The following is a 4171-nucleotide window of genomic DNA, read 5'->3' on the forward strand; positions in this document are numbered from 1 at the left end:
GCCTTCCGTCGGGGCCCAGGCCCCCCCCCTCCGGGGCCCCCCCTCCGCTCCCCCCCCCCCCCACCAGCGCGGCCCCTCCGTGCCCCCCCGGCCCCGGGGGGGGGGGGGGGGGCCCCCCCCCCCCCCCCCCCACCACTCACAGAGTCAGAGGGAAACCGGGTATGCCGGCTCGGAGATCTCCGGCACGATGCGCTTCTCGACGAAGATGCCATGCCACACCATGAAGGTGAGGATGGTCCATAGTCGCCGACTGTGATCGGATGCGCCGTCGCGGTGGTCGTCGAGCATCTTCGTCACGGCGGCCTTGTCGAACAAGTGGTCCGTCTCGGAATCCGCGATCTGCTGGTGCGCCCAGTCGAACAGTTCTGTGCCCGCCAGCCAATGGCGGAGCGGGACCGGGAACCCGAGCTTGGCGCGGTGCAGCACGTGCGGCGGGACGATGCCCTCCAATGCCTGACGCAGGGCGTACTTGGTCGTGCTCTTCGTGATCTTCTGCTCGAGCGGCACCTGCGATGCCACAGCGAAAACCTCGGGGTCGAGGAACGGCACGCGAAGCTCGAGCGAGTTGGCCATCGTCATTTTGTCCGCCTTGACGAGAATGTCGCCGCGCAGCCACGTGAAGAGGTCGAGGTGTTGCATGCGCGCCACTGGATCCCAGCCATGCGAACGTTCGTAGATGGGCGCGGTGACGTCCTGGTGGGTCCAGTTCGGACGGAAGTCGCGCAACACGGAGCGCAGTTGCGCATCGCTGAAGCTGCGAGCGTTTCCGTAATAGCGCTCTTCGAGAGTCATCGAGCCACGATGGAGCAGGCTCTTGCCTCGCGTACCCTCCGGAATCTTTTCCGACAGCCGGCCGACCGCCTTCCGCATCCCGCGCGGCAGACGTTCGAAGGGCTTCAGCGACAGCGGCTCCCGGTAAATGGTGTACCCGCCGAACAACTCGTCGGCACCTTCGCCCGACAGCACGACCTTGACGTGCTTTCGCGCTTCCTTCGCTACGAACCACAGCGGGACGAGTGCTGGGTCCGCAACCGGATCGTCCAGATACCAGACTATCTCCGGAATCGATGCGGCGAACTCGGCTGGGCTGACCACCCTCACGACGTGCCGGGCACCGATAGCCTCGGCGGACTCGGCCGCAACGTCGACCTCGGAGTAGCCCTCGCGCTCGAAGCCCGTGGTGAACGTGATCAGGTTCGGGTTGTGGCGCATGGCGAGTGCGGCGATGGCGGTCGAATCGATACCACCGGACAGGAACGACCCGACCGTGACGTCGGCGCGCATGTGCTTGGCGACGGAGTCCTCGAGGGCATCGGCGATCTCGGCGTAGCGCGCCTTGTCGGTGCCGGCCGCGAACGGACGAACCGGAAAGGTGGGCTCGAAGTATCGCGTGACCACGGGCGTCTCGCCGGGGCGGACGCGAGCGCTGGTTCCGGATTCGAGGCGCCGAATGTGCTTGTGGAGTGACTCCGGTTCGGGAACGTACTGCAGCACGGTGTAGTGCTCGAGTGCGCGCGGATCGAGTTCGAGTCCGATGCCGATGAGATCCGACAGTTCGAGCAGGCTCTTCTTCTCGCTACCGAACGCGGTGCCGCCGGTTCCGGTTGCGAGGAACAGTGGCTTGATGCCGAAAGGGTCGCGGGCGAGGAACAGTTCGCGTTCCTGCGTATCCCAGATCGCGAACGCGAACATTCCGCGAAGTCGCCGTACAGCATCCTCTCCCCAATAGTGGAAAGCGGCGACGATCGATTCGCTGTCACCCTCGGTGTGGAACTGCGCGCCGAATTGCTCCGTCAGTTCGGCGCGAATTTCGAGGTAGTTGTAGATCTCGCCGTTGAACGTCAGTGCGTATCGGTCCGGCGATTCGGGAGGCCCCCACCGAAGCGGCTGGTGGGAGTGTTCGATATCGATGATCGACAACCGGTTGAAGCCGAAGACCATGTGGTCGTCGTGCCACGTCCCGTGCTCGTCCGGTCCGCGATGACGTAGGCAGTGCATTGCCTGATCGACCTGCGCAACCGCGTTGTCGCTGGTCTCGTCGGATGTCAGTAGCCCGAGCAGTCCGCACACAGCGTCCGGTACCTCGTTTCAGAATTGGGATAACGCTCCACCGAGTGGAGAGGACAGTGAACTCTCCGTGAAAGTATGCCGCAGAAGATCCGGGTGGCCTGCTCGGGCAGGTGACGACACGAGTACGACCCTGAGAGTGGACGGCGCCCGGCTTTGGTCTACGCTGCGTAGTAATTGGGCCTTCCTTTCGGGTGTGCCCTGATGGAATCTGTGCGATCAGGAAGGCGTGAACGTGGCGCAAGGTCGGATCCTTCGGCGGGCAGGGTTGGCAGTATCTTTAGGCATCGCTGCCTTGCTGCTGTCGGGTTGCTCAATCGACAACGAGGTGCTGCGTTTCGGGTGGCCGTCAGGCATCACCCCCCAGGCGCACCGCATGCGTGAACTCTGGACATGGTCGGTCATCGCGGCGCTCGCGATGGGCGTTCTGGTCTGGGGCCTCATCTTCTGGACGGTCATGTTCCACCGCAAGAAGAAGAACTCTCCAGAGTTCCCCCGTCAGACGGCGTACAACGTGCCGTTGGAGCTCGCGTACACCGCCGTTCCGTTCCTGATCATCGCGGTTCTCTTCTACTTCACGGTCGTCGTGCAGAACCACGTTCTCGAGAAGGACGACAACCCGAACGTCGTCGTCGATGTGACGGCCTACCAGTGGAACTGGAAGTTCGGTTACCGCACCATCGACCTGCAGGACGGTGCTCCGAAGTACGACGGCGTCGACCAGGAAGCGCAGGCTGCGGTGCAGTCGAAGGTCGTCCCCGAGGGTGAGTCGGCCGAGCACGGCGAGGGTCACGCCCAGCCGGGTGCCATCCACGGCAAGGACCCCCAGGACCTTTCCTACCTGCACTACGACAAGATCGAGACGGTCGGCAGCAGCCAGGAGATCCCGATCCTCGTGCTGCCCACGGGTAAGAGCATCCAGTTCGAGCTCGCTTCGTCGGACGTCATCCACGCATTCTGGGTTCCGGAGTTCCTCTTCAAGCGGGACGTCAACCCGAACCCGAAGGAAAACCATTCGGACAACGTCTTCCAGATCAGCGAGATCGAGAAGGAAGGCGCGTTCGTGGGACGCTGCGCGGAGATGTGCGGCACCTTCCACGCGATGATGAACTTCGAGGTTCGCGCAGTGAGCCCCGAGAAGTTCGCGCAGTACATCGAGCTTCGCAAGCCTGCCGACGAAGGTGGACGCGAACTCACTACGGCCCAGGCGCTCGCGGAGATCGGCGAAAGCCCGGTTGCCACGTCGACGACGCCGTTCAACACCGACCGCGAATATCGTCAGGCCACGGTTGCCGAGGGCAACTGAACCGGTTGTCGAATATCACTGACCAAGGACAAGTGCTGATATGAAGATCGAAGCCAAGCTCTTCGAGATCCTGACGGTGTTCTTCATTCTCGTCGGGATCGTGTACGGCGTGTTCACCGCGCTGTCGCGGACCGGTATCGAATGGGCGGGCCTGACCGCAATCTGCCTCTCCGCAGGACTCACCCTGATCGTCGGAACCTACTTCCGCTTCGTTGCGCGCCGCCTCGACACACGTCCCGAGGACTACGAGGACGCCGAGATCGCAGACGGAGCAGGAGACCTCGGCTTCTTCAGCCCGGGTAGCTTCTGGCCCATTCTGCTCGCAGCCGCTGCGGCCCTGTCCGCCGTTGCTCTCGCCTTCTTCCAGCCGTGGCTGATCGCAGTGGCCGGTGTCGCTGTGATTGCCGCTGCGGCCGGCTTGGTCTTCGAGTACTACGCCGGACCCGAGAAGCACTAGGTTCGTCACGCACAGACGCACACAGGGCGCCGAATCCCATCAGGGTTCGGCGCCCTGTGTCGTATGCGCTGACTGCGTTCTGCCGGTTGTGGTTCTAGTTCTGCCCGTTTTGCCCCCGCGCCGCCCTCGACGAATGTCACATCGGTGGTCGTGGGTTGAACGGGTGCGACATCGGTCAGGTTCAGGTGGTCCGGAGGCGGGGACTCGTGGCGGTAGGACACAGGCACGTCACCACCCTCGACCAACGTCACTGTGAGTCTGGGGTGGTCCGGTTGATACTGGATAGGTTCGGTGCGGTGGGGTCTGACTCTCAATGTCACTGACGTCGTGAGACTGTCCTG

The 4171-nt window shown here is 63.5% G+C and carries 3 protein-coding genes; 2 read left to right on the forward strand and 1 reads right to left on the reverse strand.

Features of this window, described 5'->3' with window-relative positions:
* Nucleotides 1-144: 144 nt before the first annotated feature.
* Nucleotides 145-2070, reverse strand: coding sequence for an asparagine synthase (glutamine-hydrolyzing) (gene asnB, locus ACFWO3_RS20815; RefSeq protein WP_378581319.1), 1926 nt, complete (start codon nucleotides 2068-2070; stop codon nucleotides 145-147).
* Between the two features lie 226 nt (nucleotides 2071-2296).
* Between asnB and ACFWO3_RS20820 the strand changes: the two genes are divergently transcribed.
* Complete coding sequence (locus tag ACFWO3_RS20820) at nucleotides 2297-3373, forward strand: cytochrome c oxidase subunit II (RefSeq protein ID WP_378581321.1); 1077 nt, start codon at nucleotides 2297-2299, stop codon at nucleotides 3371-3373.
* Between the two features lie 40 nt (nucleotides 3374-3413).
* Complete coding sequence (locus tag ACFWO3_RS20825; RefSeq protein WP_378581323.1) at nucleotides 3414-3830, forward strand: cytochrome c oxidase subunit 4; 417 nt, start codon at nucleotides 3414-3416, stop codon at nucleotides 3828-3830.
* Nucleotides 3831-4171: the final 341 nt, after the last annotated feature.

Source organism: Rhodococcus sp. NPDC058521, assembly GCF_042719695.1.
Classification (GTDB): domain Bacteria; phylum Actinomycetota; class Actinomycetes; order Mycobacteriales; family Mycobacteriaceae; genus Rhodococcus_F.